1 protein-coding gene and 1 pseudogene are annotated in these 19,436 nt (G+C 66.5%); both read left to right on the forward strand.

The window, feature by feature from the left end:
* Positions 1-2: 2 nt before the first annotated feature.
* A pseudogene (locus G6N26_RS02890) lies at positions 3-17,906 on the forward strand (amino acid adenylation domain-containing protein).
* A complete protein-coding gene (locus tag G6N26_RS02895) occupies positions 17,897-19,375 on the forward strand; it encodes an MFS transporter (protein ID WP_083018775.1) in 1,479 nt (492 codons plus the stop codon). Before G6N26_RS02890 ends, G6N26_RS02895 begins: the two are co-directional and overlap by 10 nt.
* Positions 19,376-19,436 lie beyond the last annotated feature (61 nt).

Raw genomic sequence — 19,436 nt, forward strand, 5'->3', positions numbered from 1 at the left:
CGATGACGATTGAGGACCGGGCGCTGCCGGTTGGGCGCGAACAACTGACGGAGCTTGATGGCGGGCCATTCCCGCTGACGCGCGGACAGCTGGATATCTGGCTTGCGCAGGAAACGGATCGCCACGGTGCGCGGTGGCAGCTGGGCTATCTGCTGCGAATCGAGGGCACGGTCGACCCTTGGTTGCTCGAGCACACGATCCGTCAAGTGGTGCGCGAGGCCGAACCACTAAGAGCCGCCTTTTTCCAGGTGGATGGCCAGATTTTTCAAAAGGCGGTTGATTACCCGTATGTGGAGCTTGCTCGCTATGAGCGCATGGGCTCGAAAGATCCTGTCCAGGAAGCCTATCGGCTGGCATCCTCGATTCAGCGCACGGCGATGCCGCTCAGTGGTCCGCTGTTTAAATTCGCGTTGTTGCAAACGCGGGCCGATGAATTTTATCTTTTCGTGTGCTGCCATCACATAGTGGCGGACGGAATCGGCCTTGCTCTCCTTTGCCACCGGATCGGAGACGTCTATAGCGCCCTGGCCTCGGGCGCGCCGATTCCCCCGGTCTTTTTTGGATCGCTGAGTGATCTAATTGCTTGCGAGTCAGAATACGAAGCGTCCACCGATTATCTCGACGATCGAGATTATTGGACCAAGAACCTGCCGTCGGGAAACGAACTGCGTTATCGGTCGGCACCCCCCGCGGACAGGCGTGATCCATATGAATCTTCTCCACCGGTTGAATTGGACCCTGTCGTCGTCGCCGGGATCCAGGAGTTGTCGCAGACGTTGGGGGTGCGGCGCTCGTCGGTGATCGCTGCGGCGTGCGCGCTGCTGGTCGGCGGGTGCGACGTCGAGAGCTCGGAGGTGGTGTTCGAATTTCCGGTGAGCAGGCGGGTGCGCCCGGAGGCACAGATGGTGCCCGGAATGGTTACCGGGTTCGTCCCCCTGGTCTTGAAAGCTTCGCCGGAGTCCGCGGTTGCCAGTTTTTGTGAACATGTCGACACACGACTGCGAGAAGCGCTGCACCATCAGCGGTTCCCGGTACACGTTCTCGAGAACAAGCACCTCCGGGGTTCCACGACGTCGAATCGCATAATCCTCAATTTCATTCCGACCACAAATCTCGCGAATATTGCCGGCGCTACGGTTTCAGGGACCCTCACCCACACCAATCTCGTCGATCAGCTTGGACTGGACTTTTTTAGTGACCATGATCGGCTTTTTCTCGGCATGCAGCCTGGCGCGACGACGAGTGGCTTCGGGGGCGCTGGGCAATGGCTTTCTGGTTGTGACGTCCGCGATTTGATCGGGCGGTTGGAGCGGGTGTTGGTGGCGATGACCGCCGACCCCACCCGGCAACTCTCTTCGGTGGATGTGCTCGGCGCGGGTGAGCGCGCCCGGCTGGAAGAGCTTGGTAATAGAGCGGTTTTAGCCAGCCCGCAAAGCGTTCCGGCATCGATTCCGGCGTTGTTCGCCACCCATGTGGCCCGGATTCCGGATGAGGTGGCGGTGGTGTGCGAGGGCTTGTCGGTGACTTACCGTGAGCTCGATGAGGCCTCGAATCGGTTGGCGCAGTTGTTGGCCGGTCATGGGGCGGGGCCGGGACGGACTGTGGCGCTGGTGTTTTCGCGGTCGGTCGAGGCGGTCGCGGCGATCTTGGGGGTGCTTAAGACCGGGGCGGCGTATCTGCCGATCGATCCGGGGCTGCCCGATGAGCGGATCGGGTTCGTGTTGGCCGACGCCGCGCCGATCGCTGCGGTGACCATTGGTGCGTTGGCCGAGCGGCTCGACGGCCATGACGTGGTGGTCATCGATGTCAGCGATCCCGCGGTGAATACCCAGCCCAGCACGGCTTTGGTCGGGCCGGCGCCTGCGCCGGCGGATATTGCTTATGTGATTTACACCTCGGGCACCACCGGGACGCCCAAAGGTGTGGCGATCACCCATCACAACGTGACCCAGTTGTTGGGGTCGCTTCAGGCCGACCTGCCGGATGCGGGCGTGTGGGCGCTGTGTCACTCGTTGACGTTTGACGTGTCGGTGTGGAGATCTTTGGTGCGCTGTTGCGCGGCGGGCGTTTGGTGGTCGTGCCCGAGTCGGTGACTGCTTCCCCGCACGAGCTGCACCGCGTGCTGGTCGATGGACGGGTCGATGTGCTCACTCAGACGCCGTCGGCGGTGGCGGCGTTGCCGGTCGAGGGCCTCGAGTCGGTGGCCTTGGCGGTCGTTGGTGAGGCGTGTGCGGCTGAGGTGGTGGATCGGTGGGCGCCGGGACGAGTGATGGTCAACGCCTATGGTCCGACCGAGACCACGATGTGTGTGGCGATCAGCGCCCCGCTGACGCAAGGATGCGGGACGCCCCCGATCGGTGTGCCGGTGGGCGGGGCGGCGTTGTTCGTCCTCGATAGCTGGTTGCGCCCGGTGCCCGCGGGGGTGGTCGGGGAGTTGTATGTGGCCGGTCACGGCGTGGCCTGTGGGTATGTGGGCCGGCCTTCGTTGACCGCCTCGCGGTTTGTGGCCTGCCCATTCGGCGGTCCGGAAGCGCCGGGACAACGCATGTATCGGACCGGGGATTTGGTGCGCTGGCGCGCCGATGGGCAGCTGGAGTATCTGGGGCGTGCTGATGAGCAGGTCAAGATCCGCGGCTATCGCATCGAGCTCGGGGAGATTCAGAGCGCACTGACCGCACTGGATGGGGTGGCACAGGCGGCGGTGATCGCCCGTGAGGACCGGCCCGGCGACAAGCGCCTGGTCGGCTATGTCACCGAATCAAGCACCGGGACAGTCGATCCGGGCGAGCTGCGTAGCGTGCTGGCCCAGCGGCTGCCCGAATACATGGTGCCCACCGCGCTGGTCGTGTTGGATGCGCTGCCGCTCACGGTCAACGGCAAACTCGATACCCGCGCCCTGCCGGCACCCGAATTCCAGAATGCCGGTTATCGCGCTCCGGCTAGCCCAATCGAGGAAATCCTCGCCGGCATCTACGCCGAGGTGCTGGGATTGGACCGAGTCGGCGTCGACGACTCCTTCTTCGATTTGGGTGGGGATTCGCTGCTCGCCACGCGCCTCGTCGCCGCAATCAACACCAGCCTGGATGCCGATCTCTCGGTACCCGCCTTGTTCGAGGCACGCACAGTGGCCCAGTTGGCGCTCCGTGTCAGTGCCGGCGCAGGTCGGCTTGAGCCGTTGGTGGCGGTGGAGCGGCCCGCGGCGGTTCCGTTATCGTTTGCGCAGCAACGGTTGTGGTTTATCGACCAGTTGCAGGGGCCTTCACCGATCTACAACATACCGGCGGTGTTGCAGCTCAGTGGGCGGCTGGATGGAGAGGCATTGGGGGCGGCCCTCGCGGATGTGGTGGGCCGCCACGAGAGCCTCCGAACGCTGTTTGCGGCACCCAACGGAACACCGCAGCAAGTGGTTATCCCAAGGGAACAAGTCGATTTCGGCTGGCAGATCATTGATGCCACCGGCTGGTCGGAAAGCCGGTTGAGTGAGGCCGTTAACGCCGCGGCGCGCTACACGTTCGATCTGGCCGCCGAGATCCCGTTGCACGCAAAGCTTTTCCGGGTCGGCGACGACGAGCACGTGCTGGTGGCAGTGGCGCACCACATCGCTTCGGATGGCTGGTCGATCACCGCGCTGGTACGTGATTTGGGACTGGCGTATGCGAGCCGGTGCGCGGGCCACGCCCCCGGTTGGGCGCCGCTGCCAGTGCAGTATGCCGATTACACGCTCTGGCAGCGTGCGCAGTTAGGTGATGTGGCCGATGCCGACAGTCCGATCGCTGCGCAGCTCGCCTATTGGGAGCAGGAGCTGGCGGGTCTTCCCGAGCGGCTGGCGTTGCCCACGGATCGGCCCTATCCGCCGGTGGCCGATTACCGCGGCGCCAGTGTGATGGTGGACTGGCCGGCCGAGCTGCAGCAGCAGGTTACTCGGGTGGCCCGCGAGCACAACGCGACCAAGTTCATGGTGATCCAGGCCGCCCTGGCAGTGCTGCTGGCCAAGCTCAGCGCCAGCAGCGACGTGGCGGTCGGCTTCGCGATCGCCGGCCGGCGCGACCCGGCGCTGGATGAGCTGGTGGGATTTTTCATCAACACCCTGGTGCTGCGGGTCGATCTGGCCGGGGATCCCACCGTGGCCGAGTTGCTGGCCCAGGTGCGGGCGCGCAGCGTGGCCGCCTACGAGCACCAAGACGTGCCCTTCGAGGTGCTGGTGGAGCGGCTCAACCCGACCCGAAGCCTGGCCCATCACCCGCTGGTGCAGGTCGTGTTGGCCTGGCAGAACTTTCCCGGGCACACCAGCGACCCCGCCGCCGGGCTGGCCTTGGAGGACCTGCAGGTCACGCGCTTACCGGCGGACACTCAGTCGGCGCGCATGGATCTGACATTCACCCTGGCCGAACGCTGGAACTCCGCCGGTGAGCCTGCCGGGATCGTTGGGGACGTGGAGTTTCGCACCGATGTGTTCGACGCGGCGACCATCCAGGCGCTGATCGAGCGGTTGCGGCGAGTGTTGGCGGCCATGACCGCCGATCCCAGCCAGCGGTTGTCGTCGGTCGACCTGTTGGATGCCGACGAGCACGCCCACCTGGACAAGACCGGTAACCGGGCGGTGTTGGCCCGGACGGTGCCCACAACGGCATCCATCCCGGCGGTGTTCGCCGCTCAGGTGGCGCGCACGCCGGAGGCGCCGGCGATCACCTTCGAAAGCCAGTCGATGACCTACCGGGAGATCGACGAGGCGTCGAACCGGTTGGCGCATTTGTTGGCCGCCCTGGGCGCCGGCCCGGGAAAGTGCGTGGCGCTGCTGTTGCCACGGTCGGGCGAGGCGGTCCTGGCGGTAATGGCGGTGCTCAAGACGGGAGCCGCGTATCTGGCGATTGATCCGGCGCATCCGACCGCGCGAATGGAGTTCATGGTTGCCGATGCCGGACCGATCGCGGCGATCACCACCACCAAGCTGGTCGACCGGTTCGACGGCCATGGGCTGCCGGTTGTCGATGTCGGCGACCCCCGCATCCTCGGCTGCCCGTGCACGGACTTGCCGGTGCCGGCCCCTGAGGAGATCGCTTACCTGATTTACACCTCGGGCACGACCGGGGTTCCCAAGGGCGTGGCCATCCCCCACCACAACGTGACCCGGCTGCTGAGGGCACTTAATGCCGACCTGGAACTGTCGCCGGGGCAGGTGTGGACGCAGTGCCATTCGCTGGCCTTCGACTACTCGGTGTGGGAGATCTTCGGTGCGCTGTTGCACGGCGGGCGGCTGGTGGTGGTACCGGAGTCCGTGACACGCTCGCCGGAAGACCTGCACGCGCTGCTGATCGCCGAACAGGTCAGCGTATTGAGTCAGACGCCGTCGGCGTTTTATGCGCTGCAAACCGCTGATGCGCGGGCACCCGAGCTGGGATCTCAGCTGACGCTGGAGACGGTGGTGTTCGGCGGCGAGGCGTTAGAACCCCAGCGTCTTGCAACCTGGTTGGACCACCACCGGCGCTCACCGCGGCTTATCAACATGTATGGCATCACCGAGACGACGGTGCATGCCTCGTTCCGCGAGATCAGCGTGGCCGACGTCGACAACAGTGTCAGCCCCGTCGGGGTGCCGTTGGTGCATCTTGGCTTTTTTGTGCTGGATCAGTGGCTGCGTCCGGTGCCGGCCGGGGTCGTCGGTGAGTTGTACGTGGCCGGCGGCGGGCTGGCGTACGGATACTTGGGCCGGGCAGCTTTGACCGCATCGAGGTTCGTGGCGTGCCCATTCGGCGGCGCGGGAGCGCCTGGACAACGCATGTATCGCACCGGGGATCTGGTGCGGTGGGGCCCCGATGGGCAGCTGGACTATCTGGGGCGGGCCGACGAGCAGGTCAAGATCCGCGGATACCGCATCGAACTCGGTGAGATCCGTGCGGCGCTGGCCGCACTGGATGGGGTGGAGCAGGCGGCGGTGATCGCCCGCGAGGACCGCCCGGGTGACAAGCGCCTGATCGGCTATATCACCGGAGCCGCTGACCCGACCGATGTTCGGGCCCGGTTGGGTCAGCGGCTCCCCGCCCATATGGTTCCGGCGGCGGTGGTGGTGCTCGACGCGCTGCCGTTGACGGTCAACGGCAAACTGGACACCCGCGCCTTGCCGGCACCCGAATACAGCGAGGGCGACCGCTACCGCGCCCCCGAGACCCCCACCGAAGAGATCGTGGCCGGCATCTACGCCCAGATACTCGGCCTCGAGCGGGTCGGCGTCGACGATTCGTTCTTCGACTTGGGTGGGGATTCGTTGTCGGCGATGCGGGTGATCGCCGCGATCAACAGCGCCCTGGATGCTCAGGTCGCGGTGCGCACCGTCTTCGAGTCGCCCACGGTCGCACAGTTGGCTCCCCGCATCGGCGGGGACGGATGCGGACGAAAGCCGTTGGCGGCCAGCGCGCGGCCAGCGGTGGTGCCGTTGTCGTTTGCGCAGAGCCGGTTGTGGTTCCTCGACCGCTTCGAGGGCGGGGTGGCGACCTACAACATGCCGACCGCGTTTCGGATCAGCGGGGCGCTGGATGTCGAGGCCTTGACGACGGCTATCGATGATGTGATCGCCCGCCACGAGGCGCTGCGCACCATATTTCCCGATATCGACGGTGTGCCGTTTCAGAAGGTGCTGCCGGCCGAGGCGGGTATGTGGCGTCGCGGTGGCCAGGCCGTCGTGTCGTTGCCGGAGCAGGATGTGGTCGGCGAGCTGGTGGCGCTGGCGGGCCATCGGTTTGATCTGGCAACCGAGATCCCGATTCGTGCGCAGATCTATGCGGTGGCCCCCGAGCAGCATGTCGTGGGAATCGTGGTGCACCACATCGCATTTGACGGGTGGTCACTGGCGCCGATGGCCAGAGATATCAGCGAGGCCTATCGGGCGCGGCGGCAGGCCCAGGCGCTGCGGTTGGCGCCGTTGCCGGTGCAGTATGCCGATTACACGCTCTGGCAACGGGATTGGTTGGGCATCGAGTCTGATCCCGACAGTGTGATCGCGGGGCAGTTGGCGTATTGGCGGCAGGAGTTGGCCGATCTGCCCGAGGTGGCGTCGCTGCCGGCGGACCGGGCGCGCCCGCCGGTGCCCACATACCGAGGTGATGCGGTGGACATGCACCTCGACGCGCAGCTGTGGGCCGGAATCAAGGCGTTGGCGGCGGCGCACAACGCGACCGCCTCGATGGTGTTGCAGGCGGCCATGGCGGTGGTGTTGCACCGGGCCGGGGCCGGCGAGGACATCGCGATGGGCACCCCGATCGCCGGGCGGACGGATGCGGCGCTCGATGAGCTGGTCGGGTTCTTCGTCAACAGCTGGGTCTTGCGGGTGGGGGTGACACCTGCGAACCGGTTCAGCGAGGTGCTTGAGCGCGTGCGTCAGAAGGCGCTGGACGCCTACAGCAACCAGGATTTGCCCTTCGAGCGGCTGGTCGAGCAGCTCAACCCGGTGCGCTCCACGGCGCATCACCCGCTGTTCCAGGTGGCCTTGGCCTTCCAAAACAATGTGCGCCCCGAGGTGGCGCTCGACGGGGTCAGCGTTGAGCCACTGGCGTTGGACAGCCGCACCGCCAAGTTCGACCTGGATTTCGATCTGCGGGAGGTGCCCTCCGAGGACCCGACCGCGCCGATGGCGGCCGGGGTCGTCACCTATGCCACTGATCTGTATGACCGGGTCACCATCGAGCGGTTCGTTACCTGGTTTGAGCGGGTGATCGAAGCGGTCGTAGCGGACGCGTCGGTGGTGGTGGGCGACCTGGCGTTGCTGGATCGCGACGAGCGTGATCTGGTGCTGTCGCGGTGGTCTGGCGCTGGAGTCGAGGCACCGACAGGGATCGCGCCGGAGTTGTTGGCCGCGGCAGTAGCCGCCGACCCGGACGCGGTGGCGGTTGTCGATCGTGCCCGGAACGTGTCCTATCGCGAGCTCGACCAGTGGTCGACGCGGCTGGCGCGGGTGCTGATCGAGGCGGGGGTGGGTCCGGAACGCGCCGTCGGCGTGGCGATACGCCGGTCCACGGAGCTGGTGGTGGCGTGGTGGGCGGTACAGAAAGCCGGCGGTGTGTATGTGCCGGTCGATCCCACTCACCCCGTCGAGCGGATCGTCACGGTGCTGGACGCGGTGGACGCGGTGTGCGTCCTGACTCGCGACGCCGACACCGTGGCCGGGGCCGGGACACGGCCGGTGCTGCGTGTCGACGGCCTGGACCTGTCCGGCCGGTGCGCCGAGGCGATCACCGACGCCGACCGTCTGGCGCCGTTGGGACCGGATAACACCGCCTATGTGATCTTCACGTCGGGGTCCACCGGCACCCCCAAGGGCGTGGCGGTCACCCACGGCGGTCTGCCCGGTGCAGCCGCGGCGCACCGCGAGGTGTTTGGGATGGACGCGGACACCCGGATGCTGGCGGTGCTCTCCCCGACATTTGACGCCGCGCTCGGCGAGCTATTGCTCGCGGTGGGAGCGCGAGGGGCGTTAGTGGTCGCGCCGCCGGAGGTGGTTGCCGGCGAGGCGTTGACCGCATTGCTGCAGGAGCAACGGGTCAACGCGGCGGTGATGACCCCGACATTGCTCTCGACACTGGACCGGTCCCGGCTTGATGGGTTGTCCACCCTGATCGTCGGCGGTGAGGCCTGCGCGGACGAGCTGGTGACCGCATGGGCGCCAGGGCGGTGCATGTTCAACGGCTACGGGCCCACCGAGGCCACTATCTGGGCCACCACCGCGCCGCTGCTGGCGGGACAGCCGGTCCGTATCGGCACCCCGCTTCCCGGGATGCGCGCACTGGTGCTCGACGCGCGGCTGAACGCCGCCCCGATCGGGGTGGTCGGTGACCTATATCTGGGCGGACCGGCGGTGGCGTGCGGCTATCTGGGCCGGGCGGAGTTGACTGCGGAACGGTTCGTGGCAGATCCCTACGGGCCTGCGGGCGCGCGGCTGTATCGCACCGGCGACCTGGTGCGCTGGGCTCCCGATGGAACCTTGGACTATCTCGGCCGTGCCGACGCACAGATCAAGCTGCGTGGGCACCGCATCGAACTGGGCGAAATCGAAAACACTTTGCTGGGCTGCCCACAGGTTGCCCGCGCGGCCGCGACCGTGCACCAGAGCAAAACCGGTTCGCATCTGGTCGCCTATGTCACCCTCGAGCAGACCACCACCGCCGAGCACGACGCCGAAACCGTCGACGCGTGGCAACAGTTGTATGACGAGGCGTATGGCGCCGACGTGGAGGCGCCGGACTTCAGCATGGACTTCCGCGGCTGGAACAGCAGCTACACCGCCGACCCGATTCCGCTGGAGGAGATGGAAGAGTGGCGTTCGGCCACGGTGGATCGGATCCTTCAGTTGCATCCCGCTCGGGTGCTGGAAATCGGCGTGGGTTCGGGACTCTTGCTTTCCCAGGTGGCCCCGGCGTGTTCCGAGTATTGGGCGACGGACTTCTCCGCGCCGACGATCCAGCGGCTGCAGGCCGCGGTGGCCGGGCAGCCGTGGGGGGATCGGGTGCGGTTGCAGGTGCAGCCCGCCGATGTCGCCGATGGGTTGCCGGAGGGCCACTTCGATGTGGTGGTGCTCAACTCGGTGGTCCAGTACTTCCCGAGCGCGCGGTATCTGACCGATGTGCTGGCGGTCGCGATGCGATTGCTGGCACCGGGCGGGGCACTGTTTATCGGCGATGTGCGCCACCACAATCTGCAGGGTGCGTTCCAAACCGGCGTTGCGATCGCCCGCACCACCAGCAACACCGCCGACGCCGACGATATTCGCCAACGAGTTCACCACGCCGTGCTCGGTGAAGCCGAATTGCTGCTGGCCCCAGAGTTTTTCACCACCTGGGCTGCGCGCCATGTGTCCGCGGCCGGGCTGGATATTGAGGTCAAGCGCGGGATGGCCGACAACGAACTCAACCGGTATCGCTACGACCTCGTCGTCTACAAATCCCCGGCGCCGGTGCGCTCACTGGCTTGCGCGGACAGCTGGGCGTGGGCCCAGTGCGCGGGCTTGGACGGGCTGTGCCACCGGTTGGTATCCCAGCGTCCCAACACTATTCGCGTCACCGAGATACCCCGCGCCGGAGTGATCAGCGACGTCCGCGTCGAGCACGCCCTCGACGGCGGGCTGCCGCTGGCCGACGCACTGGCTCTGGCCGAGAGCGCGGATGCCGTTGTCCCCGAACAACTCCACCGCCTTGGTGAGACAGCCGGATATCGCGTCGCGGTCACCTGGGGCGCCCAACCGGGCACCGTGGATGCGGTGTTCATCACCGCAGCGGACGCTGAGCAGCCCCCGGCGCTGACCGATCTGTATCTGCCGCCTGCCGGGCCCCACCGAGTCACTAGTCACGCCAATGACCCGCAGACCAACACCAAGGTCGGCGCGGTGCGGCAGCAGTTGAGTGCGTGGCTGCCCGAGTACATGGTGCCGACGCACATCGTGGTGCTCAAGGAGTTCCCGATGACGTCCTCGGGCAAGATCGACCGAAAGGCCTTGCCGGCACCGGTCTTTGCCACCACCGCCTTCCGGGCGCCGCAGACCCAGACCGAAAAAATCGTTGCCGGCCTGTTCGCCGAGGTGCTGGCGATCGACAAGGTCGGGGCCGACGACTCGTTCTTCGATCTGGGTGGGGATTCGCTGTCAGCGATGCGGCTGATCGCCGCGGTCAACACCGTTCTGGATGCCGACCTGTCGGTGCGTGCGGTGTTCGAGGCTCCCACGGTTGCCCAGTTGGCGCCCCGGATCGGTCAGGGTGGGGGCCTGGAGCCGCTGATGCCGGTGGAGCGGCCGGCGGTGATTCCGTTGTCGTTTGCTCAGAGTCGGTTGTGGTTTATTGACCAATTGCAAGGACCTTCACCGCTTTACAACGTGGTGGTGCCGTTGCGGCTGAGTGGTCGGCTTGATGTGGATGCGCTGGGTGCGGCCTTGGCCGATGTGGTGGGCCGTCACGAAAGCCTGCGCACCCTGTTCCGGGCGGTCGACGGGATACCGCAGCAGCTGGTGCTACCCGCCGCGCAGGCCGATTTCGGCTGGGACGTCGTGGATGCCACCGGGTGGCCGGCGCGTCGGCTGGAGGACGCCATCGGCTCCGTCGTGCGCTACGGGTTTGACCTGTCCACCGAGATCCCGTTGCGGGCACGGCTTTTCCGGGTCGCCGCCGATGAACACGTGATGGTGGCCGTGCTGCACGAAATCGCCGCCGATGGTTGGTCGACGACCCGTCTGGTGCGAGACATGAGTTTGGCCTATGCGAGCCGGTGCGCGGGCCGCGCCCCCGACTGGGCGCCATTGCCGGTGCAGTATGTCGATTACACGCTGTGGCAGCGCGCACAGTTCGGTGATCTCGATGACGGTGAAAGCCGCATCGCCGCGCAGCTGGCCTATTGGGAGCAGACGCTGGCCGGCATGCCTGAGCGGCTGCAGCTGCCGACCGATCGGCCCTACCCGCCGGTGGCCGATCAGCGTGGCGCCAGGGTGGCCCTCGAATGGCCGGCGTTGCTACAGCAGCAGATTGCTCGGATGGCCCGCGAACACAACGCGACTGGATTCATGGTGATGCAGGCCGCCTTGGCGGTGCTGCTGTCGAAGCTCAGCGCCAGCAGCGATGTGGCGGTGGGTTTCGCCATCGCGGGGCGCCGCGATCCCGCGCTGGACGAGCTGGTGGGGTTCTTCGTCAACACCTTGGTGCTGCGCGTCGATCTGGCCGGCGATCCCAGCGTGGCCGAGCTGCTGGCCCAGGTTCGATCGCGCGGCCTGGCCGCCTACGAGCACCAAGACGTGCCCTTCGAGGTGCTCGTCGAGCGGCTCAACCCCACCCGGTCGTTGGCCCACCACCCGCTGGTCCAGGTGATGTTGGGCTGGAACAACTTCCCCGGGCAGGTCAGCGTCCCCTCGACCGGGCTGAGCCTGGGCGATTTGCAGGTCACGCCGCTGCTCGGGGACACCCAGACCGCGAAAATGGATCTGGTCTTCTTCCTCAAGGAATGCTGGACCGACGCCGGTGAGCCCGCCGGCATTTCCGGGCAGGTGGAATTTCGCACCGACGTCTTCGAGGCGGACACCATCCAGGCACTGATCGGGCGGTTGGAGCGGGTGTTGGTGGCGATGACCGCCGACCCCACCCGGCAACTCTCTTCGGTGGATGTGCTCGGCGCGGGTGAGCGCGCCCGGCTGGAAGAGCTTGGTAATAGAGCGGTTTTAGCCAGCCCGCAAAGCGTTCCGGCATCGATTCCGGCGTTGTTCGCCACCCATGTGGCCCGGATTCCGGATGAGGTGGCGGTGGTGTGCGAGGGCTTGTCGGTGACTTACCGTGAGCTCGATGAGGCCTCGAATCGGTTGGCGCAGTTGTTGGCCGGTCATGGGGCGGGGCCGGGACGGACTGTGGCGCTGGTGTTTTCGCGGTCGGTCGAGGCGGTCGCGGCGATCTTGGGGGTGCTTAAGACGGGGGCGGCGTATCTGCCGATCGATCCGGGGCTGCCCGATGAGCGGATCGGGTTCGTGTTGGCCGACGCCGCGCCGATCGCTGCGGTGACCATTGGTGCGTTGGCCGAGCGGCTCGACGGCCATGACGTGGTGGTCATCGATGTCAGCGATCCCGCGGTGAATACCCAGCCCAGCACGGCTTTGGTCGGGCCGGCGCCTGCGCCGGCGGATATTGCTTATGTGATTTACACCTCGGGCACCACCGGGACGCCCAAAGGTGTGGCGATCACCCATCACAACGTGACCCAGTTGTTGGGGTCGCTTCAGGCCGACCTGCCGGATGCGGGCGTGTGGGCGCTGTGTCACTCGTTGACGTTTGACGTGTCGGTGTGGGAGATCTTTGGTGCGCTGTTGCGCGGCGGGCGTTTGGTGGTCGTGCCCGAGTCGGTGACTGCTTCCCCGCACGAGCTGCACCGCGTGCTGGTCGATGGACGGGTCGATGTGCTCACTCAGACGCCGTCGGCGGTGGCGGCGTTGCCGGTCGAGGGCCTCGAGTCGGTGGCCTTGGCGGTCGTTGGTGAGGCGTGTGCGGCTGAGGTGGTGGATCGGTGGGCGCCGGGACGAGTGATGGTCAACGCCTATGGTCCGACCGAGACCACGATGTGTGTGGCGATCAGCGCCCCCGCTGACGCAAGGATGCGGGACGCCCCCGATCGGTGTGCCGGTGGGCGGGGCGGCGTTGTTCGTCCTCGATAGCTGGTTGCGCCCGGTGCCCGCGGGGGTGGTCGGGGAGTTGTATGTGGCCGGTCACGGCGTGGCCTGTGGGTATGTGGGCCGGCCTTCGTTGACCGGATTACGATTCGTGGCGTGCCCGTTCGCCGGTGCGTTGGGGCAGCGGATGTATCGGACCGGGGATTTGGTGCGCTGGCGCGCCGATGGGCAGCTGGAGTATCTGGGGCGTGCTGATGAGCAGGTCAAGATCCGCGGCTATCGCATCGAGCTCGGGGAGATTCAGAGCGCACTGACCGCACTGGATGGGGTGGCACAGGCGGCGGTGATCGCCCGTGAGGACCGGCCCGGCGACAAGCGCCTGGTCGGCTATGTCACCGAATCAAGCACCGGGACAGTCGATCCGGGCGAGCTGCGTAGCGTGCTGGCCCAGCGGCTGCCCGAATACATGGTGCCCACCGCGCTGGTCGTGTTGGATGCGCTGCCGCTCACGGTCAACGGCAAACTCGATACCCGCGCCCTGCCGGCACCCGAATTCCAGAATGCCGGTTATCGCGCTCCGGCTAGCCCAATCGAGGAAATCCTCGCCGGCGTATTCGCCGAGGTGCTGGGATTGGACCGGGTCGGCGTCGACGACTCCTTCTTCGATTTGGGTGGGGATTCGCTGCTGGCGATGCGGGTGATCGCAGCGATCGAGACCAGTCTGAATGCCGATCTTTCCGTGCGCACCGTGTTCGAGGCGCCAACAGTTACCCAGTTGGCGCTCCGCGTCGGTGGCGATGGGTCGCGGCGTCAGCCGTTGGTGGCGGTGGAGCGGCCGACGGTGGTGCCGTTGTCGTTTGCCCAGCAGCGGTTGTGGTTTATCGACCAGTTGCTGGGGCCTTCACCGATCTACAACATGGCGGCGGCGTTGCGGCTGAGTGGGCGGCTGGATGCTGAGGCATTGGGGGCGGCGCTGGCCGACGTGGTGGCCCGTCAGGAGAGCTTGCGCACCCTTTTCCCGGTGGTCGAGGGGATACCGGAGCAGGTGGTCATCCCGGTGGAGCGGGCCGACTTCGGTTGGCAGGTCGTCGATGCTACCGGCTGGACGCCGGCCCGGCTGCAGGAGGCCATCGACCCGGTGGTGCGCTACACGTTCGATCTGGCCGCCGAGATCCCGTTGCGCGCAAGGCTTTTCCGCGTCGCCGACGACGAGCACGTGCTAGTGGCCGTGATGCACCATATCGCGGCCGACGGCTTGTCGATGTCCCCCCTGGTGGCTGATCTGGCGGTGGCCTATGCCAGCCGGTGTGCGGGTCACGCTCCCGGTTGGGCGCCGTTGCCGGTGCAGTATGTCGATTACACGTTGTGGCAGCGTGCGCAGTTGGGGGATGTGGCCGATAGCGAGAGCCCGATTGCTGCGCAATTGGGTTATTGGGAGCAGGAGCTTTCCGGGCTGCCCGAGCGGCTGGCGTTGCCCACGGATCGGCCCTATCCGCCGGTGGCCGATTACCGCGGCGCCAGTGTGATGGTGGACTGGCCGGCCGAGCTGCAGCAGGGGGTCCGCACGGTGGCCCGCGAGCACAGCGCGACCAGCTTCATGGTGATCCAGGCCGCCCTGGCAGTACTGCTGGCCAAGCTCAGCGCCAGCAGCGACGTCGCGGTCGGCTTCGCGATCGCCGGCCGTGATGATCCCGCACTGGATGCGTTGGTGGGCTTTTTCGTCAACACTTTGGTGTTGCGGGTCGACCTGGCCGGCGACCCCAGCTTCACCGAATCGCTGGATCAGGTGCGGGCGCGCAGCTTGGCCGCCTACGAGCACCAAGACGTGCCGTTCGAGGTGCTGGTGGAGCGGCTCAACCCGACCCGAAGCCTGGCCCATCACCCGCTGGTGCAGGTGGTGTTGGCCTGGCAGAACTTCGCGCGGGAGGACGGGGTCCCCGCCGGGTTGGCCTTGGGTGATCTGCAGGTCACACCGCTTGCGGCGGACACCCAGGTCGCCCGCATGGACCTGACATTCACCTTGGGCGAGCGCTGGAACTCCGCCGGGCAGCCCGCCGGAATCGGCGGGTCGGTGGAGTTTCGCACCGATGTGTTCGACGCGGCCAGCATCGAGGCGCTGATCGAGCGGCTGGAGCGGGTGTTGGTGGCCATGACCGCCGATCCCAGCCAGCGGTTGTCGTCGGTCGACCTGTTGGATGCCGACGAGCACGCCCACCTGGACAAGACCGGAAACCGGGAGGCGTTGACCGAGCCGGCGACGGGGCTGTCGATTCCGGCGGTGTTCGCCGCGCAGGTCACCCGTGCCCCGCGGGCGGTGGCGATCAGCTGCGACGGTCGCTCGATGACCTACCGAGAGCTCGATGAGGCGTCGAACCTGCTCGCGCATCTGCTGACCACTCAAGGGGCGGGCCCGGGACAGTGCGTGGCGCTGCTGTTCAACCGTTGCGCCGAGGCGGTCGTAGCGATGTTGGCGGTGCTCAAGACCGGGGCCGCGTATCTGCCGATCGACCCCGCGCATCCGGCGGAGCGGATCGGGTTCGTGGTGGCCGATGCCGCGCCGATCGCCGCGATCACCACGGCGGCGCTGGCCGAGCGGCTGGATGGGTGCGATCTAACGGTCATCGATGTGGCCGACCCCCGCATTGACGGCTTCCCGGACACGGCTCTGCCGGTGCCGGATCCGGACGACATCGCCTATGTGATCTACACCTCGGGTACCACCGGGGTGCCCAAAGGCGTGGCGATTACCCACCGCAACGTCACCGAGCTGCTGGGGACTCTTGACTCGAGTTTGGCCGCGCCCGGGCGGGTGTGGTCGCAGTGGCACTCCTACAGCTTCGACATCTCGGGCTGGGAGATCTACGGCGCCCTGCTGCACGGTGGGCGCTTAGTGGTGGTGTCCGAGTCGGTGGCGGCCTCACCAAAAGACTTCCACGCCTTGCTGATCGAGGAAAAGGTCAGCGTCCTCTGTCAAACCCCCTCGGCCGCGGGGACGCTGTCGCCGGAGGGGCTGGAGTCGGTGGCCCTGCTGGTGGGCGGCGAGGCCTGCCCGGCCGAGTTGGTCGAGCGGTGGGGACCCGGGCGCGTGATGATCAACGAATACGGCCCGACCGAGACGACGATGTGGGTCGCGCTCAGCGCGCCATTAACAGCGGGGTCGTCGGGATCGGATGCCGTGCCGATCGGCTCGCCCGTGCCCGGTGCGGCATTCTTCGTGCTGGATCAGTGGCTGCGTCCGGTGCCGGCCGGGGTGGTCGGGGAGTTGTATGTGGCCGGTACCGGGGTCGGGGTCGGATACGTGCGCCGGGCGGGGTTGACGGCCTCACGGTTTGTGGCGTGCCCGTTCGGCGGCGCGGGAGCGCCGGGACAACGCATGTATCGCACCGGGGATCTGGTGAGCTGGGGCCGCGATGGTCAGTTGCGGTATCTGGGGCGGGCCGATGAGCAGGTCAAGATCCGCGGATACCGCATCGAGCTGGGTGAGATCCGTGCGGCGCTGGCCGGATTGGCTGGGGTGGAGCAGGCGGCGGTGATCGCCCGCGAGGACCGCCCCGGTGACAAGCGGCTAGTGGGTTATGTCACCGGAACCGTTGACCCGGCCGACGTTCGGGCCCGGTTGGGTCAGCGGCTTCCGGCCTACCTGGTGCCGGCGGCGGTGGTGGTGCTCGACGCGCTGCCGTTGACGGTCAACGGCAAACTGGACACCCGGGCCTTGCCGGCGCCCGAATACACCGAGGGCGATCGCTACCGCCCGCCGACCACTCCGACCGAAGAGATCGTGGCCGGCATCTACGCGGAGGTACTCGGGCTCGAGCGGGTCGGCGTCGACGATTCGTTCTTCGACTTGGGTGGGGATTCGTTGTCGGCGATGCGGGTGATCGCCGCGATCAACAAGTCCTTGGATGCCGGCCTCGCGGTGCGCACGCTATTCCACGCGCCGTCCGTCAGCAGCTTGAGCCAAAAATTGGGGCAAGCTGGCGGCGAGGTGGACGTGGTGCCCGTTGAGTTCCTCAAGGAGGGCACGGGCGTTCCCCTGTTCTGCGTTCATCCCGCGAGTGGGCTGAGTTGGCCGTATCACGCTCTCGGAAATTACTTGGGCTGCCCGATCATTGGGATTCAGCAAGTCCCGCAAAACGGCGAGGCCGAACCTACGTCAATCCGCGAAATGGCGAAAACCTATGCCGACCGGATCCAGGGGGTTGATCCGACCGGGCCCTACAACCTTCTCGGCTGGTCTTTTGGGGGCGTCGTCGCCCAGGAAATCGCCGTCGAGCTTCAGCGACGCGGGTGCTCCGTTTCGCGCCTCATCCTTCTCGACGCGCTACTCATCGTCCCGAGCGGGGACGTCCTGACTAGCGATGTCCTGGCCGAGAAGGCGCTGGAAGAAGTTTTGCGGTTCTGCGGCATAGTCGTTGCCGATCACGACGAGCCGCTTACCTACGAGCGGGCCGAAGAACTGCTTCGCGAACGAGGAATCGTCGAATTGTCGCGATACCGGCCGTTACTCGATTCGATCGTCCGCAACGACGAGACCAATCTGGCGTTGGCGCGAGACCACGAACCAAGTGTTTTCAACGGCGATGTCGAGATCTTCTCCGCCGCGACGGATGAGGACGACCAGGGTTCGTCTCCGATGCGAAGTTGGCGACAGTATGTTGCCGGCGAAATCAACAGCTACCCGGTCGACTGTGCGCATCAGGAAATGATGAGTACCGAATCGCTTGTCCAATACGGCCAACAACTCAAAGTCTTACTAGAAGCCGAGGGTGGCGGTTGTAGATGTCTGTAGAATCGATCACGCCGCTGCGGTCCCGCCAGTTTGTCGCCGTGATCGTCGCGATCGGCGGCATGCAGCTGATGGTGGCCATGGACGGGCCGGTCGCGATCTTTGCGCTTCCCAAGATCCAGAACGAGCTGGGCCTGTCGGACGCCGCGCGGAGCTGGGTGATCACCGCCTACATGCTGACCTTTGGTGGCCTCATGTTGTTGGGTGGCAGGCTGGGGGACACCATCGGCCGCAAGCGCGCTTTCATCGTCGGGGTCGCGCTATTCACTTTCGCCTCGGGCTTGTGCGGCATCGCTTGGGCCGGGGGCACGTTGATAGCGGCACGGCTGCTGCACGGCGCGGCCGCCGCAATCATCGCGCCGACCAATTTGGCGCTGATAGCGACCACCTTTCCGACGGGATCGGCGCGTAACGCCGCGACGGCGGTGTTCGGCGCGATGACCGGTCTCGGCGGGGTGCTGGGCCTGGTGGTAGGCGGGGCCCTCACCGACGTGTCGTGGCGGCTGGCGTTTCTGGTGAACGTGCCTATCGGACTGGCGGTGATCTACCTGATCGTCCGCACGCGGCAGGAAACCCAGAAGGAGCGGATGAAGCTCGACGTCACCGGAGCCGTGCTGGCGACGTTGACCGGAACAGCCGCGGTGTTCGGACTCTCGATGGGCCCGGAGCAGGGGTGGCTGTCGCCCATCACGATCAGTTCGGTCGTGGTGGCTCTGGCCGCTTTCGTGGCGTTCGTCGCGGTGGAGCGCACCGCCGAAAACCCCATCGTGCCGTTCACCCTGTTCTTCGACCGCAGCCGCTTGGCGGCGTTCGCGGCCATGTTCCTTGCCGGCGGGGTATTTTTCACCCTCACCGTGCTGGTCGGTCTGTATGTGCAGACCATCATGGGCTACAGTCCGCTGCGCGCCGGTGTTGCCTTCATCCCGTTCGGCATTGCGATGGCCATTGGGGTGGGCGTGGCGTCGAAGCTAGTGACATGGCTCCCGCCACGGGTGGTGGTGATCGCCAGTGGCGGCCTGATTCTGGGCGCGACGCTGTACGGTTCGACCTTCAACCGCGGCATGCCGTACTTCCCGAATCTTGTTCTACCGCTCATCGTTTGCGCTATTGGTATCGGCGCCGTCTTCGTGACGCTCACGCTATCGGTGATCGCCAGCGTCGGCGTCGACCGGATCGGGCCGACCTCGGCGATTGCGGTGATGCTGCAGACCCTGGGCGGACCGCTGGTGCTGGTCATCGTCCAGGTCGCCATCACCTCGCACACGCTGCGCTTGGGCGGCACCCTCGGTCCGGTGAAGTTCATGACCACCGCCCAGTTGCATGCGCTGGACCGCGGCTACACCTACGGCCTGCTGTGGCTGGCGGGGATAGTCGTGCTGCTCGGTGGGGTGGCGCTGCTGATCGGATACACCGCCGCGCAGGTGGCCCGCGCCCAGGAAGTCAAGAAAGCGGTCGACGCCGGGCAGCTGTAGCCGTCGCCGGCGGCTACAGCTACCAACGCCGAGCGGGGTCGCGGACCGCCGTCTCGGGCGG

Origin of the sequence: Mycobacterium marseillense (assembly GCF_010731675.1) — a bacterium.
GTDB lineage: Bacteria > Actinomycetota > Actinomycetes > Mycobacteriales > Mycobacteriaceae > Mycobacterium > Mycobacterium marseillense.

Bases quoted from the DNA above. Each gene is read 5' to 3' on its own strand.
- G6N26_RS02895 (WP_083018775.1), top strand. From the start codon at position 17,897: ATGTCTGTAGAATCGATCACGCCGCTGCGGTCCCGCCAGTTTGTCGCC.